This window comes from Mycolicibacterium sp. XJ2546, assembly GCF_053483195.1.
The window spans coordinates 20161-38994 of record NZ_JBEFRW010000005.1; the positions used below are offsets into that span (position 1 = coordinate 20161).

The following is an 18834-nucleotide window of genomic DNA, read 5'->3' on the forward strand; positions in this document are numbered from 1 at the left end:
TCAGGCGGTTGGCGACCGGGGTTTTGGGGGACCCCGGTCGCCAATTGTCTTTCGGTTACTTCTTCTTGGCGTTGCTGGCAGCGCTCTTCTCGGTGCGGGCGCCGCCACTGGACAGTTGGCCGCCGGAGTTCTCCAGATGGGCCCGCATGAACCACTGGAACTTCTCCAACTCGCCGGTGTGGTCGATGAGCATGTCCTGCGACACCAGGTCCAGCTCCTCCAGCGTGTCGATGCACCTGCGGGTGTCCTCGATGACCCCGGTGTAGACGAGGTCGAGGGCTGCCAGGTGCGCCTGCGCGGTGTCGCGTGCCACGGAGTAGTCGTCCCAGGTGCGGTCCTTGATGATCGCACCCGGCGTGCCCAGCGGCGAATTACCCAATGCGGCGATGCGCTCGGCCGTTTCGTCGGCATACCCGCGCACGAGCGCGACCTGCGGGTCGATCATCTCGTGTACGCCGATGAAGTTGGGCCCAACGACGTTCCAGTGCACGTGTTTGAGCGTCAGGTGCAGATCGTTGTAGGTGCTCAGCTGCTTCTGCAGCAGCTCGGCCACCTTGGTGCCGTCACGTTCAGACAGGCCAGGAACGGTGTATTCACTCGGCATCGAAAGCTCCTTTTGAAAGTCGTCGTCCGGTACTGCGCCGAGTACCCACGCGGCGTGGCAGGTATGCGAAGTGTCGGCTAGATCGCACGCAGGCGCGGGATGGCCTGGCGCGGGCCGAACCGCGGGAGCACCGCAAGACCGCTGGCCTCCAACAACCGCACGGCGCGGTGGCGGTGCGGGCGAAGCGGCGCGAGGAGTTCGACCATCGCCGCATCGTCGATCGGGTGACCGAGCAGGCTCCAGCCGATCATCTTCGCGAGGTGGAAGTCACCGACCGACAACGCATCGGCGTCGCCGAACGCGCGCTGGGCGGCTTCGGCGGCCGTCCACTCCCCGACCCCCGGAAGGGACGTCAGCGCCAGGCGCGCCTGCTCGGGCGGGCGGGCGGCCAGCCGCTCCAGCGCGTCCGCGCGCTGCGCGCAGCCCACGACCGTGCGGGCGCGCCGCGGGTCGACGTTGGCCTTGTGGAACTCCCACGACGGAATGCGCCGCCACACCTCCGCCGACGGTGGGACCCGCAGGTGGGCGGGCGCGGGCCCGGGCGCGGGCGCGCCGTACTTGGTGACCAGCGTCCGCCACGCCCGGCGCGCGTCCTTGCCGTACACCCGTTGCTCGAGAACCGCGGGGATCAGCGCTTCGAGCACCCGGTCGGTGCGTCCCAGCCGCAGATGCGGCACCCCCCGGTGCGCCGCGGCGATGGTGGGTTCCTCGGGCGCGAAACCCGAACTGTCGTCGAAGGCGCCGAGCAGGGCGGGCAGTGTCTCGATGAATTCCGTTGCACCGCTTCCCCACGCCTCGCAGTCGACGGCGTCGGGTGCGGATCTGGCGATGCGGGCGGTGACCGGGCCGCTGCGCATCAGGCTGGTGCGCCAGATGGCGCCGTCGGGGGCGTCCTGGTAGCACGGGTCGGCGCGGCCACGGCGCAGCGGGGACAGCGTCAGTCCTGGGCTCACCGGCCCGTCGAAGACAACCCGGTGCACGACGCTGACCGAGCTGTGCACCGCTTCAGGTTAGGCGATGCTGACGTCGGCCTTGTCCGGATAGAACGCGACGTGGCCGACGATGCGCGCGACCGCGGGGTAGGCGTCCGGGTAGGTCCAGACCGCGTCGTCGACACGTTCGCCTGCCTCGGTGACGACGTGGTAGTAGCTCGCCTGCCCCTTGAAGGGGCAGTACGTCTGGGTGCCGCTGGGCGCGAGCCGGCCGGCCACGACGTCACGCTGCGGGATGTACTGAACCGGCGGGTACGTCGACTCCTGCAGCGTCAGCGCCTCATCGGTGTCGGCGACCAGTTCGCCGTTGACCCGGACCGTGACGTGTCTGCCGGTGGGCTCAATGGTGATCGGATGCGATCCGGTGGGTTTCAGCACGGGGCGGTCGGTCATGTTCTCACGGTGGCTACGATCGCGACATGAGTCAACACGGGCCGGCCTCCGCGGAGGCCTCGATCAGCATCAATGCCGACCCGTCGGCGGTGTACGCGCTGATCACCGATCTGTCGACGCTGGCGTCGCTGGCCGAGGAAACCCACGCGATGCAGTGGTCCAAGGGCGCAAGTGCGCAACCGGGCGCGGTGTTCAAGGGGCAGAACCGCAACGGCTCCAGGACGTGGACCACGACCTGCACCGTGACCGACGCCGAGCCTGGGCAGACGTTCGCGTTCGACGTGCGCTCGCTGGCGGTGCCCGTCGCGCACTGGCGCTACGACATCGTCGCCGGTAACGGTGGCTGCACGGTGACGGAGCGAACCTGGGACAGGCGGCCCGGCTGGTTCCGCAAACCGGCGAGCATGGCCACCGGTGTCAGGGACCGTGACACCGCCAATGCCCAGCACATCCGCTTGACGCTGCAGCGGCTCAAGGAGAAGGCCGAAAGCGCGAGGGCCGTCTGATGGCCGATTTGCAGCGCCGCGGTGCGGTTTTCGTGTTGCCGCTGGGCGAGGACGAAAACCGTTTCCACCCGGACCGGTTGGGGCAGATCAACACCGCGCTCGACGAGGTCGAGGCCGCCGACGGTCCGAAGGCCGTCGTCACCACCGGGGTCGGAAAGTTCTACTCCAACGGTCTGGATCTGGACTACATGGCCGCCAATCCCGGTGCCGCTGAGGCGAACCTGAGCGACGTGCACGCCCTGTTCGCCCGCGTGTTGGCCTTTCCCGCACCGATCGTCGCCGCGGTGCAGGGCCACGCGTTCGCCGCCGGGGCGATGCTGGCGCTGGCGCACGATCTGATCGTCATGCGCGGTGACCGCGGCTTCTTCTGCCTTCCCGAAGTCGATCTCGGCATCCCGTTCACCGCGGGGATGAACGCGCTGATCCGCGCCCGGTTGCCGATCGCCACCGCGCACGAGGCGATGACGACGGGTCGCCGGTACGGCGGCGAGGACGCCCGCGAGGCCGGCATCGTCGCCGCCACCGCCGGTGAAGACGAACTGCTCGACGTCGCCGTCGCGCGCGCCGAGGAACGCGCGGCCAAGGCGGGCGCGGTGTTCGGCACGATCAAGGAGCGGCTCTATGGCGAGGTGATCGCCGAACTGAGGGCCAGCTAGGACTCCCGGCGCCGAAACTGGCATTGTGCAGGGGAATCCGCCAAATGCCCTGGGTAGCATCGGTTTCGACCCGGGCGTCCGGGGTCAGAACGCGTAGCGGTGGTACTGCGCCATATGCCGCAACGGCGGCACTGCCCGCATCACGCTGGCCAGCGCACGGTAGTACCAGGCCACGTCGTCGAACGTCGGCGAGTCGAACGGTGAAACCCACGCCAGCAGCCGCGTCCCCGGCACCGCGTCGAGTATGTCGTCGGGTCCGTCGATGGCCCAGTGCAGCGTCGCGCCCGCGCGACGCACCACCACGTTCATCCCTTGCGATCGGATGCCGAGGCGACCGTACGCGTCGAATTGCAGTTCGCCGGACGGGAATCCGTCGACCACGCGGCGCAGCAGAGCGACACCGTCGGACGGCTGCAGGTACATGGTCAGGCCCTCAGCGATCATCAGCGTCGGCCGGTCGGTGGCAATGTCGGCCAGCCACGCCGGGTCGGTGACCGATGCGGGCACGACGTGGTAGTGGTCACGGGCCGGGTAGAGCGCCCGGCGCAACTCGGCGACTTCCGGGTAGTCGACGTCGTACCACTCGACGCCGGGTCCCGGGTCCAGCCGAAACGCACGTGCGTCCAACCCGCAACCCAGATGAAGCACAACGGCTTCGGGGTGCACAGCCAGAAACTGCCGCGCCCAGATGTCGAAGTGTGCGGTGCGGGTGGTCACCGATGGTGAATTGGCTTTGTTGATCGTCGTTTTCGACCAGTCGTAGTCGATGCGGTCGACGATCTCCTTGGCGAAGCGGTCGCCGAGGATCGGTTTCGGCAGGTCGGCGTCGAGCGCTTTGGCGTAGAACGTCGCCAGCATGGTCTGCGGTGCGCCGGACAGGTCGACGTGCAGTTTCTCAGCCACGCGTCAACCCGCCCTGCTGGCCCGCCTGGCGTCGCGCAGACCCGCCCAGAACCGGGCAGCTTCCCGGATGGACTCCTCCACCGGCTTTGGCTGCCAACCCAATTCACGTCTGGCCTTGCTGCAGTCGACCGGGGCCTCCGCCCGCATCAGCCGTAACGAGTTCAGCGACAGCTTCTCGTCGGTGCCGCGCAGCCGCGCCTTGACGCTGCCGAGCGTGGCCAACAGGTAGGCCACCGGCAGCTGGATGGACTTGCTGGGTGCCGGCATACCGGCCGCCTCGGCGGCGATATTGATCACCTCGGCGTTGCTGATCATCTTCTCCGAGACCAGGTAGCGCTCGCCGACGCGGCCGCGCTCGGCGGCCAACAGCATCGCGCGGGCGGCGTCATCCACGCCGACGGCTTCGAGTTCGATGCCGCGCAGCACGAACGGGATCTTGCCGAACGCCGCCCCGGCGATGATCGCGCCGTGCGGGGTGCGGCCCCAGTCCCCGCTGCCGTAGGTGGTCGACACGCACATCGCCACCGCGGGTAAACCATGCTCGTGGGCGTAGGCCAGCACCATGTTCTCGGCCTGCACCCGGGAGCGCACATACGCGGTCAGCCCGCGCTCGGACACGACGTCGTTCTCGTCGGCCACGCGGCCGCGGCGTCGGCCGACCGTGGCGTAACTGCTGGTGTAGACGAACCGTCGCAAATCGGCAGTCTTGGCCACCTCCAACACGTTTCGGGTGCCGTCGACGTTGGTGCGAAACAACGGCGCCGGATCGCGCAGCCAGCCGCGGGTGTCCACCACGCAGTAGTAGACGTCGTCGCAGCCGGCCATCGCCTCGCGCAGCGTGTCGTCGTCCCAGATGTCGCCGTGATACTTCTCGACGGGCAGGTCGTCGATGCCGATCGTGTTGGCGGTCGGGCGCACCATCGCGCGCACCTGCTGGCCGTCGGCGACGAGCAACCGGGTGACGTGTGAGCCGAGGAAGCCGTTGGCACCGATGACGAGTTTGGGTGGTGAGCTCATTCTGCACCGCCGTACTTGCGCATCCAGCTACGCGCCTCGTCGGGCAGCGTGCCGAGTTCCTCGGCCTTGCGGCACCACTTTGACGCCGCGCTGGCGAACCGCAGCGGGTTGTAGATGTCCTCCTGACGGCGCCACAACCCGTCGCCGGCGTAGGTGAGGATCGAGATGTTGGTGGCGCTGATGATGGTGCCGTCGCCCGGGTCGCGCATCGGGTTGTCGAGTTCGCAGATGATGCGGGCGGTCGGTTCGTCGATCACAGTCCACAAGGCGGGGAACGACGTCATCTGGTTGCCGGGGAAGCTCTCCATCGTCTTCCAGATCCAGGACCGGACCTCTTCGCGGCCGCGCATCGTGCCCGCGGCGTGCTCGACGTAGGTGATGTCGGGGGTGTACTGCGCAACCCACGGATCCCAGTCGCGGGTCTGCGCGGCGCGATCCACGGTCGCCTCGAATTGTTCAAACGCTGCAGCCAGCTCGTCGCGGCTGAACACCTTGCCGGTCACGTCAAAACTAGAACACGTTCTATTGGGTTTGTCGAGCATCAATAGACGCTGAGCACGCCACGCGCGCCGACCGGATGCTGCAACGGCACCTCGAGCGTGCCGAACACCGCGATCTCGATGCACGCCCGGCCGACCGCATCGGGCACGATGCCACCGCGAAGTTCGACGGTGACGGTGTCGGGGGTTTCGTGTGCGGTCGCCGTCACGCCGTAGCACTGCGGGGTGCCGGTGGTGAAGTGCAGCGCCACCACCTCGCCGGCACCGATCCGGCTCCAGGACTCGACGGGCATCGGATGCGCGTCGACGATCGCCGGGTTGTCGACGAAGGGCACCCCCGGCCGCGGCGGCACCTCGGGCGGTGCCACCGTCGTCGGCTCGGCCGTCGCCGTCGGCGCAAAACAAGTGGCCAGGGCGGCCAGGGCCGCGCACACGAGAAGGCGCATCACCTCACGGTAAACGACTACCCGGCCCGGTTGCGTCGCGCGGCGAAGAACATGACCCCGGTACCGATGAGCACGACGGCACCGACCGCGGCAACGGTCAGCGTCCACACCCGCCGATCCTCGAGTTCCATCCGGCACAACTCTTCGTAGTCGGGGTTGGTGATGACTTCGTCGAGTACCGGGATATTGGCCCCGCCGAAGTCGGTGGCAGCGCGCGCCGCGGTGAGATCCGGGAAGGCCGCGCTGCCGCATTCGACGTCCTCTGGGCCGACGTTGACCGGGTTGAGCAGCCCTACCGCACCGACCAACACGGCTGCGGTGCCCAACAGCACGAGCAACCATCGCAGCAGCTTCATGGCTGATGCTTACCCGGGGCTGCAGACTTCATACGTGCGCCGGAAGATTTCGGCGTGGACGATGGTTGTAGACAGGCACCACAGACTCAAGGAGAAAGCGTGACCACTACGCGAAAGGCCATCCTAGCCGGCGGTTGCTTCTGGGGCATGCAGGACTTGATCCGCAAGCAGCCCGGCGTCGTTGCGACGCGGGTGGGCTACACCGGCGGGGAGAACGCCAACGCCACCTACCGCAACCATCCCGGCCATGCCGAAGCCATCGAGATCGTCTACGACCCAGCGCAGACCGACTACCGGGCGCTGCTGGAGTTCTTCTTCCAGATCCACGATCCGACCACGAAGAATCGCCAGGGCAACGACGTCGGCACCAGCTACCGCTCGGCGATCTTCTATCTCGACGATGAGCAGAAGCAGGTCGCGCTGGACACCATCGCCGACGTCGAGGCATCCGGGCTGTGGCCGGGCAAGGTCGTCACCGAGGTGACCCCGGCCAGCGACTTCTGGGAGGCCGAGCCCGAACACCAGGATTATCTGGAGCGCTACCCCCACGGCTACACCTGCCACTTCCCCCGGCCCGACTGGAAGCTGCCGAAGCGGGAGAAGGCCACGTCATAGCGCGGCGAGCAGACGCAAAATCGCGTCAATCCCGGCGTGGCGGTGCGAGTTTGTGTCTGCTCGTCACCCGCGGCGGTGCACGATCATGCGACCGCCGTTCTTCGGGGTGAACGCCACGCCGCGGGAGTGCCACTTCTCCCCCGGCGCCGACGTGGTCTCGAGCACGAAGTGGCGCAGCACGGTGCGCAACACGACGTCCATTTCGACGTTGGCGAACGCCGCACCCACACAGCGACGGGTGCCGCCGCCGAACGGGATCCAGGCGAACATCGGCGGGCGGTTGCCGAGGAACCGCTCCGGGTCGAACCGCTCCTGCGCCGGGAACTCGTCGGTGCGCTCATGCATTAGCAGGATGCTGGTCATGACCGAATAGCCTTGCGGGATAACCCACTTCCCGAGTTCGAAGGTCGGCGAGTAGACGTGGCGGCCCGCGAAGTCGATGATGGTGCGGTTGCGTTGAACCTCGAGGATCGTGGCTTGGCGATACGCGTTGTCGTCGGTGTCGACTTCTTCCACGAGCTTGGCGAGCACCTCGGGGTGGCGGGTGATCCGCTCGAACGCCCACGCCAGGGTGGCCGCCGTTGTTTCGTGGCCGGCGGCCAGCAGGGTGAGCAGCTCGTCGCCGATCTCGCGGCGCGTCATCGCCGTGCCGTCCTCGTAGGTGCTGCGCAACAGCAGCGCGAGGACGTCGTTGCGGTCGTCGAAGCACGGGTCGGCGGTCACCTCGTCGATGAGCCGGTTGATGACCTCGTCGTACTGGCGGCGGTACTCGGCCAGCCGGCCCCACGGGCTGAACCGCCCGTATGTCCGTTTCGGCGTGGGCAGGCTGACGAGGCGCGAGCCGAGGGTGACCCAGGGCGGGATGATGCGGCGCAGGTCGTCGAGGCGTTCACCGTCGGCGCCGAACACGGCCCGCAGGATCGCGTTGAGCGTGATGCGCATCATCGGCTCGAGCGTTTCGAACGCCTGACCCTCCGGCCAGTTCACCGACTCGCGCAGCGTCTCCTCTTCGAAGATCTTTTCGTAGTTCTTGATGCTCTTACCGTGGAAGGGCGGGGTGAGCAGCCGGCGCCTGCGGCGGTGCTCGGCGCCGTCGAGCGCGAACACCGAACCCGGGCCGAGCACCCGCGACAGGTTGGGCTGGATGTTGCCCAGGTCGTCGGGGTTGGCGGTGAACACCTGCTTGGCCAGTTGCGGATCGGCGACCACCACCGTGCGCCCGAAGATCGGGATGTTGAGGGTGAACACCTCGCCGTAGCGACGGATCATTTCGTGCACCGTCCAGCGGCGGTTGGCGATGAACGCCAGCCCTTGCAGCGCCTTGGGAAGCCGCGGCCCCGGCGGCAGGTTCACCGCGCGCAGCGGGGTGGCGGGTGCTTCGACGGTCGATGATTCGCTCATGATCACTCCCAGCCGGCTCTTTGGTACAGCCATGTACCGCAGGTGTGTGTAGTACGGTACCGCTTGGTACCAACGACCGCAAGAGATCCGGGGAGGCGATATGACGACCGCGCTGGACGGTGCGCCCGATTCGCGCCCCACCGTGCAATTCCGCGACCGTTTGCTCGACGGGATGGCGGCGTCGATCACCGAACGCGGCTACCGCGACACCACCGTCGCCGACATCGTCCGACACGCCCACACGTCCAAGCGCACCTTCTACGAGCAGTTCGGAAGCAAGGCCGAATGCCTGATCGAGTTGCTGCGGCGCAACAACGAGACGCTGATCGCCAGCATCCGCGCCGCGGTGAATCCCGAGGACGACTGGGCCGAGCAGATTCGCTGCGCGGTCGACGCCTACGTCGTGCACATCTCGGAGCGAACCGCGGTGACGCTGAGCTGGATCCGCGAAGCCCCGGCGTTGGGCGACGTCGCGGCGCCGTTGCACCGTCAGGCCATGGAGCATTTGACCGACATGCTGGTCGATCTCAGCGACAGCCCCGGGTTCCGGCGGGCGGGGCTGGCACCGGTATCGCGTCCGCTTGCGCTCATCCTGCTCGGCGGATTGCGGGAGCTGACGGCGTTGTTCGTCGAGGACGGCCGCGATCTGCGCGGCATCGTCGAGCCGGCGTTCACCGCGTCGACGGCGATCCTCGGGCCCTAGGTCTTTGGCTTTTGCGTCGAGACTGCGGTCAGCCCCAGGATCAGCCGCGCGGACCTCTCCAGCCGCTCGGCGATGTCGGTGTAGGAGGCGTATCCCATCCCGGCGCGTACCAACGCTCCCGAATACAGCATCTCCAGCGAATCGATGACGTCGGGATCGACGTCGGCGTCCAGCGCGCTGGCCAGGCGCTGGCGGATGTCGCGGCCGATGCGTTGGCGTAGCACCTCGACGTCGGGGTCCTTGCCGAGCAGGGCGGTGGTCACCGCGCCGGCGAACTCGGGCTCGTCGGCGACCAGCAACGCGATATGGCGCAGCACCTCGATAACCCGGGCGGCCGGATCCGTCGATTCGTGCGCCGCCGGCGGCGAGCTGGCCAGCCGACGCCAAAACACCTCGGCGACAAGGTGTTCCTTCGACGAGAAGTAGGTGTAGGCGGTGGCCGCTCCGACACCGGCCTCGGCGGCCACCCGACGCACGGTCAGCGCGGGAAATCCGTCGCGGCACAGCAGCTCGAGCGCGGCGCGGCCGAGACGTTCGACGGTGCCGGCCTGCTTGGCGGTCAGACGGCGGCGAGTCCCCTCGAGGGCCGTGTCGGACACATGTCCGGACGCTACTACAACACCCCTGCACCAGCAACGATTCGACACGATAGGTTGGACGCGATGAGCAACACCGACACCGCCCTTCCGCCGCCCGCCGCACGCCTTTTCGCGCTCGCCGAGCAGGTCACTGGCTTCATGCCCGCCGACGAAGGCCGCGCCCTCTATGACGCCGCGCTGCGCTACCTCGGCGACGGCGTCGGTGTGGAGATCGGCACCTACTGCGGCAAGTCGACCGTGATGCTGGGCGCCGCGGCGCAGCAGAGCGGCGGCCTGCTCTACACCGTCGATCACCACCACGGCTCCGAAGAGCACCAGCCCGGCTGGGAGTATCACGACACGTCCATGGTCGACCCGGTCACCGGACTGTTCGACACGCTTCCGACGCTGCGGCGTACGCTCGACGCCGCCGGCCTTGACGAACACGTCGCCGCGATTGTCGCGAAATCCCCTGTGGCAGCGCGTGGTTGGCGCACCCCGCTGAGGTTGTTGTTCATCGACGGCGGCCACACCGAGGAGGCCGCGCAACGCGACTTCGACGGCTGGGCCAGATGGGTGGAGGTCGGCGGCGCGCTGATCATCCACGACGTGTTCCCCGACCCCGCTGACGGTGGGCAGGCGCCGTACCACGTCTACCGTCGCGCGCTGGACACCGGCGACTTTCGCGAGGTGTCGGCCACTGGGTCGATGCGGGTGCTCGAGCGCATCTCCGGTGTGCCCGGCGAGGTGCTTTAGCGCGTTACCGGTCGCTGGTCGCGCAGGCGCAGTCGTAGTCGTAGTCGCTTTCCAGCCCGCGCGGCAGGTGGGTGCCGCGGAAGATGCCGCTGGCCGTGGTGGTGCGCGACAGCGCGTCGGCCGCCAGGATCACCGCCGCGCCGGTCCAGGTGGACCGCTCCACCGGCCACCGTTTGCCGTCGGCATAGACCAGGCCCGTCCAGTAGGAGCCGTCGTCGTCACGCAGGTGCTGCATGGCGCTGAACTGTTCATGGGCGCGGACGGTATCGCCCATCCCGTCCAAAGCCAGCACCAACTCGCAGGTTTCGGCACCGGTCACCCAGGGTCGGTCGTCGACGCACCGGATGCCGAGGCCCGGGACCACGAAGTCGTCCCACCGCTCGGCGATGCGGGCGCTGGCCTGCGCACCACGCACGGCGCCGCCGAGCACCGGGTAGTACCACTCCATCGACCACCGGTCCTTGAGCACGAACAGGTCCTGGTGGTGGGCGATCGCGTGACCGAGTCGCCCGACCGCCACCTCCCATTCCGGCTGGGGCTCGTCGAGGTAGTCCGCCAGCGCCAGCGCGCAGCGGATGCTGTGGTGGATGCTCGCGCAACCGGTCAGCAACGCGTCGGGCTCCAGTCCCGATGCACTCCTGGCCCAGGAGATCTGACCGCCGTCGAGCTGCATGTCGATGACGAAGTCGATGGCCTTGCTCACCACCGGCCACATGGTCTCGGCGAACCGGCGATCCTGCGTGATCAGCACGTGATGCCAGACGCCGGTGGCGATGTAGGCGCAGAAGTTGCTGTCGCTGTTGGCATCTTCGATGACGCCGTTGCGGACCTGTAGCGGCCACGAGCCGTCAGCGCGCTGGTTGAACCGGCACCAATCGTACGCGGCGCGGGCCGGTTCGAGCAGGCCTGCCGCGCTCAGCGCCATCGCGTTCTCGACGTGGTCCCACGGATCGGTGTGGCCGCCGTCGAACCACGGGATGGCGCCGGAGGGTTCCTGGATTGCGGCGATCGACTCAGCGGTCTGTCGACACTGCGCGGGCGTAAAGACACCGCACACGCCGGGCACGTCGGCGAGATCATCCCGCAGCAACAGCGACCCCCGGCTTCCTGAAGTACATCGCCACGCTCTTACCGATCAGCGGGTTGAGTACCGACTCCGCGGTGCGGGTGAGCCACGGCTGGCTGACCATGTCCCAGACCAGCAGCCGGTGATACCCCGCGACCGCCGGATGATCCGAGTTTTCAGTTCCCACGGCGCATTTCAGCCACCAGAACGGAGAGTGCAGCGCGTGGGCGTGGTGGGTGTGGGTGTGCTTCAGGCCGTGGGTCAGCACCTTGTCGCGCAGCCTGTCGGCATGGTAGATCCGCACGTGGCCGCCCTCGTTGGCGTGGTACTCGTCGGACAGCACCCAGCAGATCTTCTCGGGCAGCCAGCGCGGCACCGTGACCGCCAGCGTGCCACCGGGAGCCAGTACCCGCACCAGTTCGGCGATCGCGCGGTCGTCCTCGGGGACGTGTTCGAGGATCTCCGAGGCGATCACGCAGTCGAAAGTGCCGTCACCGTAAGGTAAGTCAAGAGCATCACCCTTGACGGCCTCAGCCTTGGCCGCGGCCGGAACCTCGCCCTGCTCGCGCATCGCGGTCAGGATTTCGTCGACGTCGTTGAGGTCGGATGCGCTCTGGTCGAACGCGATGACGTGAGCACCGCGTCGATACGCCTCGAAGCTGTGCCGCCCCGCACCACATCCGACGTCGATCACCTTGGTGCCCGCACCGACACCGAGCCGGTCGAAGTCGACGGTCAACATGCGCTGACCCGCTCACACGCCCGCTCGTAGACCGCAACCGTCTGCGCCGCAACCGATTCCCAGCTGAACACCTCCAGCGCGCGGCGCCGGCCCGCGGCGCCGAGCCGGCACAGTTCCTGCGGTGAGTCCAGCAGCTCGCCGAGCACCTTGGTCAGCTCGTCGACGTCGGCGGGCTGCACCAGCCTGGCGCACTCACCGTCGGCGCCGACCACTTCCGGCAGCGCGCCGGCACGGCTGGCCACGATCGGGGTGCCGCTGGCCATCGCCTCTACCGCCGGTAGTGAGAAACCCTCGTAAAGCGAAGGGATACAAGCGACGTCGGCCGATGCCAGCAGGTCGGCGAGCTCCGCGTCGGACAGCCCGCTCGAGCTGTGCACGATATCGGAGATGCCCAACTCGGCGATCAGCTTCTCGGTGGGCCCGTTCGGCTCGAGCTTGGCGACCAGCTGAAGCTCGAGGTCGCGCTCGACGCGCAGCCGCGCGATCGCGTGCAGCAGGTGGCTGACGCCCTTGAGCGGCACGTCGGCGCTGGCGATCGCGATGATGCGGTTGCGGACCCGGTGCTGGGCCGGTTTGAACATCTCGGTGTCCACACCGAGCGGTACTACGTGCAGTTGGCTCGGAGCGACCCCGAAGTCCTCGGCGATGTCAGCCGCCGACGTCGATGACACGGTCAGGATCTCGGGGATCTCGCGGGCCACCTGCTTCTGCATCTCGGCGAAGCCATACCAGCGGCGCACCAACGGCTTACGCCACCACTTCGCGGCCGCCACGTCGAGCACCTGGTCGCGGGTGATCGGGTGATGCACCGTGGCCACCACCGGAAGACCTATCTCGGCGATCTTGCGCAGCCCGGTGCCGAGGCACTGGTTGTCGTGCACGACGTCGAAGTCCGCCAGGCGCTCGGCGAGGATCCGCGCGGCGCGCAGGCTGAACGTGCGCGGTTCCGGAAAGCCGGCCGTCCACGTCGTCAACAACTCGAGCAGATCGATTCGGGTCTTGATCTCGTTGGGCCACGGGATGCGAAACGGATCGGGCTCGCGATACAGATCCAGGCTGGGCACCTTGGTCAGCCGGACCCGCGGATCGAGCCCATCGGGGTAGGGCTGACCGGAGAACAGTTCGACATCGTGGCCCAACTCGGCCAGGCCGCGGCTGAGATAGCGGACGTAGACCCCCTGTCCGCCACAGTGGGTCTTGCTCCGGTACGACAACAAAGCGATGCGCATGCTCAACTCACGACAATGCGCTGCAGCGGAAAAATCCGAGGTCGGCGGCCAGGACAGAACGTGTCACGCAACAACTCCGAACCCTCTGGACATGTGTCCAGACTATAGTTTGACGGGCTATGGGACGCAAAGCGGCCGCACTGCCTTGACTACCACAGTCGTCGGAGACGGCGCTTCCGGCCTCTCGGTTCCGCCCCCCGCCGACGGGGTATCCGCCGACCATGAGCAGGCATATCGAGGCCACCTTCCAGATCGGCAGCTGGGACGAGACACCGTTCGAAGACGGCGACGACGCCACCAAACTCACCGAGGCGCTAGTGGCCAAGCGCTACGAGGGCGACATCAAGGGCACGTCGACCACCAAGTGGCTGCTGGCCTACGCGCCGGACAAGTCGGCGCTCTACGTCGGCATCGAACACCTCACGGGCACCGTGGGCGGCCGCACCGATCCGAACGGTTCGATCACGCTGGACCTCGACGGCCTCGACACCGCTATCGCGCCGCTACGACCTGGGTGACCACGTCGGACACCTGCTGGAACCCGGCCACAGGGCCTGACCGCATTGACCCTGTGACCGCGAGTGTGGGCTCGTGTCACGCAAACCGGCGCGATCGCGTGCGGGTAACCCACGTTCGCGCCCACAAGAGGCGGCTCACCTGCACAGCAGCGTCGCGCCGGCAGAATGCGGAACTCGGTGCCTCGCCAGGCCCTTAAGATTGGCTGCGTGTTATCGGCCCATCGGCTTGACGTGAGACTTCGTGCCGACCAGACAGCTCCGTGGTGTTTGCTGTGGTTCCGCCGGCGCACGGCGGGAGGTCGGTAAGCGCATGCGCCGCATCGCTGCGCTGTTGGCCGCGCTGCTGTTGGCGTTCATCAGCGCACCTGTCGCAGGTGCGCTCGAACCGCCGACGATCGACCCCTCGGCCGTCCCGCCCGACGAGACCGGCCCCGACCAGCCCACCGAACAGCGCAGCGCGTGTGCGGCGCCCGCGGTGTTTCCCGACTCCAACTTCGCTGATAAGCCGTGGGCAAATGACTATCTGCGGCTTGAAGAAGCGCGGAAGTTCGCGACGGGAGCGGGCATCACCGTCGCGGTGATCGACACCGGCGTGAACGGCTCACCGCGGGTGCCCGCCGAACCCGGCGGCGACTTCGTCGACCCGGCCGGCAACGGCATGTCGGACTGTGACGCGCACGGCACGCTCACCGCGTCGATCATCGCGGGCAGGCCCGCACCCACCGACGGGTTCATCGGCGTGGCCCCGGACGCCCGCATCCTCTCGCTGCGCCAGACCTCGGCGGCGTTTCAGCCGGTCGGGTCGCGCACCGACCCCAACGACCCCAACACCACGCAGACCGCGGGATCCCTGCGCAGCCTGGCCCGCGCCGTCGTCCACGCCGCCAACCTCGGCGCGCAGGTCATCAACATCAGCGAGGCCGCCTGCTACAAAGTCACCCGCCCGATCGACGAGACCAGCCTCGGCGCGGCGATCAACTACGCGGTCCACGTGAAGAACACCGTCCTCATCGTCGCCGCAGGCAACACCGGCCAGGATTGCACGCAGAACCCGCCACCGGATCCGGCGCTACCGAACGATCCGCGCGGGTGGGAGCAGGTGCAGACCGTCGTCAGCCCGGCCTGGTACGCGCCGCTGGTGCTGACGGTCGGCGGCATCGCCCAGAACGGACAGCCCAGCACCTTCACGATGTCGGGACCGTGGCTGGGAGCCGCCGCGCCCGCCGAGAACCTGATCGCGCTGGGCTATGACGGCAACCCGGTCAACGCCCTGCACGGCGACGAGGGCCTGATCCCGATCAGCGGCACCTCGTTCGCGGCCGCCTACGTCTCGGGTCTGGCGGCGCTGCTCAAACAGCGCTTCCCCGACCTGACACCCGCCCAGATCATCAACCGCATCACCGCGACTGCACGGCATCCGGGCGGTGGGGTCGACAACTACGTCGGCGCGGGCGTCATCGACCCGGTGGCGGCGCTGACGTGGGACGTACCCGCCGGGCCCGAACGGGCCCCCTACAAGGTCAAAGAGATTCCGCCGCCCGTGCACATCCCGCCGCCGGACCGCGGGCCGATCACAACGGTCGTCGTCATCGGCACGGGGCTGGCGTTGGCGCTCGGGCTCGGCGCGCTGGCCCGACGCGCGCTGAGGCGTCAATGAACAAGATCCGTGCCCTGTTCGGGCTGCGCGTGACGACCGGCCACACCGCCTGGGCGGCGGTCCTGGCACCGGCCGCCATCGTGGCGTTCGCCCAACTCGACCTGCTCTGGTTGGGGATCACGCTTGCGGTGCTCATCGCTCTTGCCGCGATGGTGACGATCCGCGGCCGGCGGGTCACCGGTTGGGCGGCTGCGGTGTTCGCGTGGCGGCGCAGGCACCGCAACGTTCCCGAGCGGCCCTCCGAACCGGCCGTCGGCGCGACGGTGATGCCCGGCGATCACGTGGCGGTGCGCTGGCAGGACGAGCGGCTGACGTCGGCCATCGAACTGGTACCGCGGCCGTTCACGCCGACGGTGATCGTCAACGGCGAGGCCTACACCGACGACGTGGTCGACACGATGCTCGTCGAACGGCTGCTGGCCGCGCACTGCCCGGATCTGGAAGCCGACGTGGTGTCCGCGGGTTACCGGGTGGGTAAGACGGCGCCGACGGCGCTGGTGTCGCTCTACGAGCAGGTGGTCGGGCCGTACCCGGCGCCGGCCAACCGGCGCACCTGGATCGTGCTGCGCGCAGACCCGGAACACACCCGCAGATCCGCGCAGCGCCGCGAGGCCGGCGTGGCCGGGCTGGCGCGTTACCTGGTGGCCTCGGCCACCCGCATCGCAGACCAGTTGGCCAGCAATGGAATCGACGCCCGCGTGATCCGCAGCTTCGACGCATACGACCACGCGACCGAGATCAGCTTCGAACGCGAAACGTGGTCGGCGATCAAGGGACGCAGCACGTTCACCGCCGCCTACAGCGCGCCGGGCGGCCCCGACGTGTGGTGGCCGGCGCGCGCCGATCACACGATCACCCGGGTGCGGGTGCGACCGGGAGCGGCGCCGACGACGACAGTGCTGTTGACGACGCTGGCTAATCCGACTACGCCGCGCGGTTTTTCGTGCTTGTTCGGTGGCCAGCGGGCCGCGTACCACGGCATCAGCCCGGTCACCGACCGCCACTACGAGCTGCCGATCGGCTCGGCGGGGGTGCTGGTCGGGGAGACCGCCGACCGCTACCCGGTGTACATGCCGTTCGATGACGTCGACGCCAGCATCAACCTGGGTGATGCGCGGCTGTTCACCCAGTTCATCGTGCGCTCGGCCGCGGCGGGCGGCGTCGTCACGCTGCTGCCGCAGTTCGGTGAGTTCGCGGGGTTCGTCAACGGCCGCATCGGCGAGGTGGCCAAGGTGGCATGGCCGAACGCGACCACCTATCTCGGGCCGCATGCCGGTGTCGGCCGAGTGGTGTTGCGCGACACCTTTATCGGCACTCCCCGGCATCGCCAGCTGCCGATCCGGTTGATCAACCCGCGTGAGGAAAGCCGCTATCAGATGGTGCTGGAGGGCTGACCATGAGCAGCGAAGTGCGTGTCGACCCGGTGAAGCTGGCGGCGCAGGCGTCCGCCATGCGGTCGATCACCTGGCAGACGCCGGAGGTGGCGCCCATCCCCGCTGACGCGCTGCCGTTCGCCAGGGACGCGGTCGACCGGCTCAACGAAACCGCAAGGGTGCTCACCGAATACCAGAAGTGGGCCGAGGCCGAGAACCTGCGTATCGCCGAGATCCTCGACAACGCGGCCAAGGCGTACCGCGAGATCGACGAAAGCTACAAGGACCAGCTCGACGACCCCGGCCGCGCGGAGGCCATCGCCAACATCGCGCTGCCCGCCCCGTCGACCGCGATGCCCGCGCTGCCCGCCGCAACGCCAGGGCCGGCGTCGCTTCGCGCCGACGAATACAGTCCCGTGCCGCAGACCCATGCCCTGCTCAACGGAGGCGATCACGGAAACTCGTTGCAGGTGGCCGAGGTTCAGTGGGGGCTGGCCGGCACCTTCGCCGAGGGCCATGCCGCGCCGAAGAACATCACCGATTGGGAAGGGGAAGCCGCCGACGCCGCACACGCCAGGATGAACGCGTTCAGTTCGTGGCTGCACGACCTGGCCGGCGCGTGGCGAAAGCTGGCGATGGCCGCCGCCAAGGTCCAGGCGTCGCATCTGAACGCCAACACGCAGCACATTCCCGTCTATGCCCGTTACGTGGCGCTGGAGGCGTCGTTGGCGCAGGCGGGCGCGGGCACGGATGTCTCCGCGGCCGTCGAGGAGATGAAGGAGCTTCAGCGCCAGTCTGACGAGATACGCGCGGAGTATGCGAGGAACGCCTCGTTCGATGCGGTGCGCGTTGACAATCCTCCGAATTCCGGATCCGGCGCGGGTACGTCCGGGGGCGGTGGCGCGGGTGGTCAGCCCAGCGGTGACCCGGCTGCGATGGCGGAGCGGATGGGTGAGTCGCTCGCAGCACCGAGTCCCGCTGCCGGCGGTAAGCCCGGCGGGGCGCCCACAGGTGGCGGTGCACCCTCGGGTGGCGGGTCGCCGTCCGGCGGCGGTGCGCCCGGTGGTGCGCCCAGTAGCACACCCGGCGGGGCGTCGACGGGTGCGCCGCCGCGTCACACCGACCCGAGCCTGCGACCGGCCGCGGCCGCCGGTGGTGGATCCGCAGGTGGCGGTGGCGCAGGCGGAGGCGGCGGAGCCAAAGGGGCGGGCTCGCAACCCCTGTCGCCTGCGGTGACCGCCGAGACGGTGGCGCCGGCCCCGGTGCCGACGTCGGCGTCGGGCGCGGCGCCCGGTCCCTCGACGACCGGCATGATGGCAGGCGGCGGGATGGGCATGGCGCCCATGCACGGTGCCGCCGGTGCGGGGCAGGGTAAGGAGAAGCGGCGCAACCCGGCGCTGGCACCCGATGAGGACCTCTACACCGAGGATCGACCCTGGACGGAGGGGGTCATCGGGAACCGTCGACGCAGGGAGAGTAAGGAAGACCAGTGACCGACGAGATGCATCCGCAGGTCGCCGTTGTTTTGCAGCAGGCGCAGCAGTTGCAGTCGATCATGGATGAGCAGCTTCACAAGATGAACAGCCAAACCTTCACCGCCGCCGACGAATCCGGCACCGTCGAGGTGACTCTGGACGGCCACCACCAGCTGAAGGCGGCGTCCATCGCCGAAGGCACGATGCGGTTGGGCGTCGAGGAACTCCAGCAGCGGCTCAACGAGGCGTTGCGTAACGCCTCGGCCGCCGCCAGCACCGCCATCGAAGCCGATCGCGAGCGGATCGATGCCGCGGTCGCCGAGATCACCGATCCGCAGTTGTAACCCC

The 18834-nt window shown here is 68.4% G+C and carries 23 protein-coding genes; 10 read left to right on the top strand and 13 right to left on the bottom strand.

Translation table 11 applies throughout. From position 1 onward, the window contains the following. Positions 1-55 precede the first annotated feature (55 nt). The 3 genes from ABQE44_RS10540 to ABQE44_RS10550 form a co-directional block, all read right to left on the bottom strand. The gene (locus ABQE44_RS10540) at positions 56-604 is read right to left on the bottom strand and encodes a Dps family protein (protein WP_448395140.1); all 549 of its coding nucleotides are present in this window, start codon (positions 602-604) and stop codon (positions 56-58) included. 77 nt (positions 605-681) lie between these two features. Beyond that, positions 682-1605 carry a DNA-3-methyladenine glycosylase family protein gene (locus ABQE44_RS10545; RefSeq protein ID WP_448395141.1) on the bottom strand — a complete coding sequence of 308 codons (924 nt, stop codon included), beginning with the start codon at positions 1603-1605 and terminating at the stop codon, positions 682-684. 9 nt (positions 1606-1614) lie between these two features. Beyond that, on the bottom strand, positions 1615-1989 hold the full coding sequence (locus tag ABQE44_RS10550; RefSeq protein WP_448429602.1) for a DUF427 domain-containing protein: 375 nt from the start codon (positions 1987-1989) through the stop codon (positions 1615-1617). Between the two features lie 26 nt (positions 1990-2015). On the opposite strand from ABQE44_RS10550, the gene ABQE44_RS10555 reads away from it, so the two are divergent. Both ABQE44_RS10555 and ABQE44_RS10560 read left to right on the top strand, forming a co-directional pair. Beyond that, a complete protein-coding gene (locus ABQE44_RS10555) occupies positions 2016-2495 on the top strand; it encodes an SRPBCC family protein (protein WP_448395143.1) in 480 nt (159 codons plus the stop codon). Continuing rightward, a complete protein-coding gene (locus tag ABQE44_RS10560) occupies positions 2495-3151 on the top strand; it encodes an enoyl-CoA hydratase-related protein (protein WP_448395144.1) in 657 nt (218 codons plus the stop codon). The genes ABQE44_RS10555 and ABQE44_RS10560 overlap by 1 nt, the downstream gene beginning before the upstream one ends. An 84-nt stretch (positions 3152-3235) precedes the next feature. Here the strand turns inward: ABQE44_RS10560 and ABQE44_RS10565 are convergent, their stop codons facing one another. The 5 genes from ABQE44_RS10565 to ABQE44_RS10585 are packed head-to-tail and all read right to left on the bottom strand — an operon-like array spanning position 3236 to position 6373. After that, a complete protein-coding gene (locus ABQE44_RS10565) occupies positions 3236-4009 on the bottom strand; it encodes a class I SAM-dependent methyltransferase (RefSeq protein WP_448395167.1) in 774 nt (257 codons plus the stop codon). A gap of 48 nt (positions 4010-4057) precedes the next feature. After that, positions 4058-5071 carry an NAD-dependent epimerase/dehydratase family protein gene (locus ABQE44_RS10570; RefSeq protein ID WP_448395145.1) on the bottom strand — a complete coding sequence of 338 codons (1014 nt, stop codon included), beginning with the start codon at positions 5069-5071 and terminating at the stop codon, positions 4058-4060. After that, positions 5068-5574 (bottom strand): nuclear transport factor 2 family protein, encoded by a 507-nt coding sequence (locus tag ABQE44_RS10575; RefSeq protein WP_448395146.1) that lies wholly within the window; start codon positions 5572-5574, stop codon positions 5068-5070. The genes ABQE44_RS10570 and ABQE44_RS10575 overlap by 4 nt, the downstream gene beginning before the upstream one ends. 38 nt (positions 5575-5612) lie before the next feature. Next, complete coding sequence (locus ABQE44_RS10580) at positions 5613-6017, bottom strand: hypothetical protein (RefSeq protein WP_448395147.1); 405 nt, start codon at positions 6015-6017, stop codon at positions 5613-5615. Positions 6018-6034: 17 nt separating this feature from the next. Continuing rightward, entirely contained in the window at positions 6035-6373 is a 339-nt protein-coding gene (locus ABQE44_RS10585; RefSeq protein WP_448395148.1) for a hypothetical protein, read from the bottom strand. A 147-nt stretch (positions 6374-6520) separates the two neighbouring features. Between ABQE44_RS10585 and msrA the strand changes: the two genes are divergently transcribed. Next, positions 6521-6988, top strand: coding sequence for a peptide-methionine (S)-S-oxide reductase MsrA (gene msrA / locus ABQE44_RS10590; RefSeq protein ID WP_448395168.1), 468 nt, complete (start codon positions 6521-6523; stop codon positions 6986-6988). Positions 6989-7051: 63 nt separating this feature from the next. On the opposite strand, the gene ABQE44_RS10595 is transcribed toward msrA, so the two are convergent. Then, on the bottom strand, positions 7052-8389 hold the full coding sequence (locus ABQE44_RS10595) for a cytochrome P450 (protein WP_448429604.1): 1338 nt from the start codon (positions 8387-8389) through the stop codon (positions 7052-7054). A gap of 100 nt (positions 8390-8489) precedes the next feature. Here ABQE44_RS10595 and ABQE44_RS10600 point away from each other — a divergent pair, with 100 nt between their 5' ends. Next, positions 8490-9092 carry a TetR/AcrR family transcriptional regulator gene (locus ABQE44_RS10600; protein ID WP_448395150.1) on the top strand — a complete coding sequence of 201 codons (603 nt, stop codon included), beginning with the start codon at positions 8490-8492 and terminating at the stop codon, positions 9090-9092. Here the strand turns inward: ABQE44_RS10600 and ABQE44_RS10605 are convergent. Further along, positions 9089-9691: a TetR/AcrR family transcriptional regulator gene (locus ABQE44_RS10605; protein WP_448395151.1), complete on the bottom strand. Its 603-nt coding sequence runs from the start codon at positions 9689-9691 to the stop codon at positions 9089-9091. The two genes, ABQE44_RS10600 and ABQE44_RS10605, sit on opposite strands and share 4 nt — an antisense overlap. 63 nt (positions 9692-9754) lie before the next feature. Here ABQE44_RS10605 and ABQE44_RS10610 point away from each other — a divergent pair, with 63 nt between their 5' ends. Further along, positions 9755-10426, top strand: a complete 672-nt coding sequence (locus ABQE44_RS10610) for a class I SAM-dependent methyltransferase (protein WP_448429606.1) — start codon at positions 9755-9757, stop codon at positions 10424-10426. A gap of 4 nt (positions 10427-10430) precedes the next feature. On the opposite strand, the gene ABQE44_RS10615 is transcribed toward ABQE44_RS10610, so the two are convergent. From ABQE44_RS10615 to ABQE44_RS10625, 3 genes are read right to left on the bottom strand one after another with little or no spacing between them, the layout of a single operon-like run. Beyond that, on the bottom strand, positions 10431-11516 hold the full coding sequence (locus ABQE44_RS10615) for an MMP endo-(1,4)-3-O-methyl-alpha-D-mannosidase (RefSeq protein ID WP_448395153.1): 1086 nt from the start codon (positions 11514-11516) through the stop codon (positions 10431-10433). Further along, complete coding sequence (locus ABQE44_RS10620; RefSeq protein WP_448395154.1) at positions 11503-12234, bottom strand: class I SAM-dependent methyltransferase; 732 nt, start codon at positions 12232-12234, stop codon at positions 11503-11505. The genes ABQE44_RS10615 and ABQE44_RS10620 overlap by 14 nt, the downstream gene beginning before the upstream one ends. Beyond that, positions 12228-13463, bottom strand: a complete 1236-nt coding sequence (locus ABQE44_RS10625; RefSeq protein WP_448429608.1) for an MMP alpha-(1->4)-mannosyltransferase — start codon at positions 13461-13463, stop codon at positions 12228-12230. The genes ABQE44_RS10620 and ABQE44_RS10625 overlap by 7 nt, the downstream gene beginning before the upstream one ends. Before the next feature lie 221 nt (positions 13464-13684). On the opposite strand from ABQE44_RS10625, the gene ABQE44_RS10630 reads away from it, so the two are divergent. The 5 genes from ABQE44_RS10630 (at position 13685) to ABQE44_RS10650 (ending at position 18830) form a co-directional block, all read left to right on the top strand. Then, a complete protein-coding gene (locus ABQE44_RS10630) occupies positions 13685-13981 on the top strand; it encodes a DUF3224 domain-containing protein (RefSeq protein ID WP_448429610.1) in 297 nt (98 codons plus the stop codon). 310 nt (positions 13982-14291) lie between these two features. Next, positions 14292-15638 carry a type VII secretion-associated serine protease mycosin gene (gene mycP, locus ABQE44_RS10635; RefSeq protein ID WP_448395157.1) on the top strand — a complete coding sequence of 449 codons (1347 nt, stop codon included), beginning with the start codon at positions 14292-14294 and terminating at the stop codon, positions 15636-15638. Further along, positions 15635-17032 carry a type VII secretion protein EccE gene (gene eccE, locus ABQE44_RS10640; RefSeq protein WP_448429612.1) on the top strand — a complete coding sequence of 466 codons (1398 nt, stop codon included), beginning with the start codon at positions 15635-15637 and terminating at the stop codon, positions 17030-17032. The genes mycP and eccE overlap by 4 nt, the downstream gene beginning before the upstream one ends. Positions 17033-17034: 2 nt before the next feature. Next, on the top strand, positions 17035-18504 hold the full coding sequence (locus ABQE44_RS10645; RefSeq protein WP_448429614.1) for a PPE domain-containing protein: 1470 nt from the start codon (positions 17035-17037) through the stop codon (positions 18502-18504). Further along, positions 18501-18830, top strand: coding sequence for a YbaB/EbfC family nucleoid-associated protein (locus ABQE44_RS10650; RefSeq protein ID WP_448429616.1), 330 nt, complete (start codon positions 18501-18503; stop codon positions 18828-18830). Before ABQE44_RS10645 ends, ABQE44_RS10650 begins: the two co-directional genes overlap by 4 nt. Positions 18831-18834: the final 4 nt, after the last annotated feature.

Bases quoted from the DNA above. Each gene is read 5' to 3' on its own strand.
- ABQE44_RS10555 (WP_448395143.1), top strand. From the start codon at position 2,016: ATGAGTCAACACGGGCCGGCCTCCGCGGAGGCCTCGATCAGCATCAAT.
- mycP (WP_448395157.1), top strand. From the start codon at position 14,292: ATGCGCCGCATCGCTGCGCTGTTGGCCGCGCTGCTGTTGGCGTTCATC.
- ABQE44_RS10610 (WP_448429606.1), top strand. From the start codon at position 9,755: ATGAGCAACACCGACACCGCCCTTCCGCCGCCCGCCGCACGCCTTTTC.
- ABQE44_RS10580 (WP_448395147.1), bottom strand. From the start codon at position 6,017: ATGCGCCTTCTCGTGTGCGCGGCCCTGGCCGCCCTGGCCACTTGTTTT.
- msrA (WP_448395168.1), top strand. From the start codon at position 6,521: ATGCAGGACTTGATCCGCAAGCAGCCCGGCGTCGTTGCGACGCGGGTG.
- eccE (WP_448429612.1), top strand. From the start codon at position 15,635: ATGAACAAGATCCGTGCCCTGTTCGGGCTGCGCGTGACGACCGGCCAC.
- ABQE44_RS10630 (WP_448429610.1), top strand. From the start codon at position 13,685: ATGAGCAGGCATATCGAGGCCACCTTCCAGATCGGCAGCTGGGACGAG.
- ABQE44_RS10540 (WP_448395140.1), bottom strand. From the start codon at position 604: ATGCCGAGTGAATACACCGTTCCTGGCCTGTCTGAACGTGACGGCACC.
- ABQE44_RS10585 (WP_448395148.1), bottom strand. From the start codon at position 6,373: ATGAAGCTGCTGCGATGGTTGCTCGTGCTGTTGGGCACCGCAGCCGTG.
- ABQE44_RS10570 (WP_448395145.1), bottom strand. From the start codon at position 5,071: ATGAGCTCACCACCCAAACTCGTCATCGGTGCCAACGGCTTCCTCGGC.
- ABQE44_RS10645 (WP_448429614.1), top strand. From the start codon at position 17,035: ATGAGCAGCGAAGTGCGTGTCGACCCGGTGAAGCTGGCGGCGCAGGCG.
- ABQE44_RS10620 (WP_448395154.1), bottom strand. From the start codon at position 12,234: ATGTTGACCGTCGACTTCGACCGGCTCGGTGTCGGTGCGGGCACCAAG.
- ABQE44_RS10595 (WP_448429604.1), bottom strand. From the start codon at position 8,389: ATGAGCGAATCATCGACCGTCGAAGCACCCGCCACCCCGCTGCGCGCG.
- ABQE44_RS10565 (WP_448395167.1), bottom strand. From the start codon at position 4,009: ATGCTGGCGACGTTCTACGCCAAAGCGCTCGACGCCGACCTGCCGAAA.
- ABQE44_RS10560 (WP_448395144.1), top strand. From the start codon at position 2,495: ATGGCCGATTTGCAGCGCCGCGGTGCGGTTTTCGTGTTGCCGCTGGGC.
- ABQE44_RS10600 (WP_448395150.1), top strand. From the start codon at position 8,490: ATGACGACCGCGCTGGACGGTGCGCCCGATTCGCGCCCCACCGTGCAA.
- ABQE44_RS10625 (WP_448429608.1), bottom strand. From the start codon at position 13,463: ATGCGCATCGCTTTGTTGTCGTACCGGAGCAAGACCCACTGTGGCGGA.
- ABQE44_RS10550 (WP_448429602.1), bottom strand. From the start codon at position 1,989: ATGACCGACCGCCCCGTGCTGAAACCCACCGGATCGCATCCGATCACC.